This window comes from Butyrivibrio sp. WCE2006 (genome assembly GCF_000701985.1).
In the GTDB taxonomy this organism is placed as follows: domain Bacteria; phylum Bacillota; class Clostridia; order Lachnospirales; family Lachnospiraceae; genus Butyrivibrio.
On record NZ_JNKH01000087.1, the window covers coordinates 1 to 2,348 of the forward strand.

General features: G+C 39.8%; 1 protein-coding gene. It reads right to left on the minus strand.

Going from position 1 to position 2,348, the window contains the following annotated elements:
- The coding region (locus tag T501_RS19315; protein WP_044917144.1) for an Ig-like domain-containing protein at nt 1-2,291 on the minus strand (2,291 nt) is incomplete at its 3' end.
- Between the last annotated feature and the right edge of the window lie 57 nt (nt 2,292-2,348).

The window sequence follows — 2,348 nt, forward strand, 5'->3', positions numbered from 1 at the left end:
GCTGCTTCAAGAGCCTTGATGATTGTATCAACAACTTCAATTACGATTTCGTTTGACTTCTTTGTGGAATCATTCTTTGCTGTTGCATAAATCTTAGCTGTTCCATTTGAAATACCAGTTACAACACCATCTTTTACAGTTGCAACAGATTCGTCAGATGAGTGCCAAATGATGTCCTTGGAGAAGCTATCGCCGTAAACCTGAACATCAGCATTGATAGTAAGTGTTCTATCAATATTTACTTCTGTTGCATCACTGGTAAGTACAATTCCTTTATATCCGCCAACTACTACAGATACTTCTTTTGTAAAGGCTCCATCATCTGCAACAAATTCAACTGTTGTCTCACCAGGCCCAACAGGAGTAATCGTAAATTCCGTCATGTTAGCTGCTGTAGGATAAGGGCCACCTGAAGTTTTCTCCGCTACCGTAACAACATCTGTATCATTTGATTTAGGAGTAACAGTAGCAATAGTAGCTATTTTGGCAGGATCAACTGATCCATCAGGTAATACGGTTGCTTTCACATCAATTGAAGTAGGTGTGGTATTATCTTCAAATGTGACATTGTCTTTGTCAAGCTTAAGGTCTGTTGCATCAATCGCACCGTCAGCCTTTACAACTACAGTGATCTCTTTACTATCAACATTTCTGTTATTATCGTGTACTTTTACTTTGTAAGCCTTTTGAGATGTAAACTTATACCCGCTTTCGTAAGATGATGAGATATCAGTTGCATCAGCTAACAATTTATAGTTTGCTCCAAGTGTCTTAACTGCTGTACCATCTGGTTCATAAACAGTGAACTTAACTGTATCATTTTCTTTTACAGTAGTCTTATCAGCTGCAACAGAAGGCAATTTATCAGTATCTAATACAACATTAATTGTTACTGTAGTAGCCAATATGCCAGGTATAGTAGAACCATCCTTTTTAGTTGCTGCAACAGTAACGTTCTCTCCTGCTGTTACTTTTTTGAATGGGCTGACAGGAGTAATCGTTACCTTACCGCCATCAGGAGTTATAGTAAAGTATGTTGTAGAACTTGGTGTCCAAGTATACATAACATCATCCGTAGTAGGCATATCTGCATTAGCAGGATCTACAGATGCAGTAAGAGTAACAGCGCCTTTTCCTTCATTAATAGTAACTGTACTAGTTTTTTCATCATAATTAGCACCAGTAACTGTATATTTATATGTTGGATTAGGGAGAATTGTCACTGTCTTATCAACATATCCTGAATAGTTTATAGGATCTCTTCCAGCTGCCGTACCATCAGTAGCAGTTGCTTTAATGGAATATCTTACAGTTGCTGTTGTCTTTTTATCAACATTATCAGCTTCAATTGTCCATTTGTTATCGTCAGTTCCGTCCTTAGTAACATCACGGATGCCACCACCACTTACTACATACGCATTATAAGATGTAGCTCCTAAAGTATAACCGGTAGGTGGAGTAGGTGCTCCGCCAATCATAGTGACGAGTTTAGCACCACTGCCTGCTGCACCCCCATTTGAAGTGATCTCTATTTTATCCGGGTCTACCACTACATTCAGAGGTTCATCAATACCACTAGCTTTAGCACCAACCTTACCGTCTATTGTTAATGCTGCTACAGCGGTCTCTCTCCCAGGTGGAGTTATCGCTAACTCTATATCAGTATTCTTAATTGCATTATCATTAATTGTCAGTACCCCATTTGTATATGTTGCACTACTACTACCTTTAGTCAATTTACCTGCGCATGCCATTGAAATATCTTCATCATCATCCTTTACCAATACAGTGTAAGATTTTCCAGCTGTAAAAGTCATACCTGTAGGCGTTGTATCTCCCTCAACACTCACAGAATAATTATTAACTGTAAAAGTAGCAGTCTTAGTAATACTATTGGCAGTAGCCTCTAATGTATATACACCTGAAGGAACTGTACTAGCCGCAACAGTTATATCTTCTTTATCCGTGGCTTTTTTGTTTCCTCCAGTCGACTTAGTGACCGCCGTAGGAGTCTCCGTAAACTTACCGCTAGTTACTGGAGTACCACTTTTGTCCTTAATTACCACAGTCATCTCGTCGCCTTCATTATCAGCTTCTACCGTTTCATCAAGCGTCACAGTTATCTTATCCGTTCCATTTGCTAGAAGCATGTTTTGGGAAAGTGTCAGACTTGTTGCTGTCACAGCCGCCTGTGCCACAATACTAGTAAACGGCGCTGCGACAACGCTCAGATTACTTACAGCCAGCGCACCTGCCAGTGCCCATGACCATATTCGTTTGTTTTTCTTCATAAAGTTTTCCCCTTTCATATGAAATGTGTTTGTCCTTTGTCGCGACAAAGTCAGGAG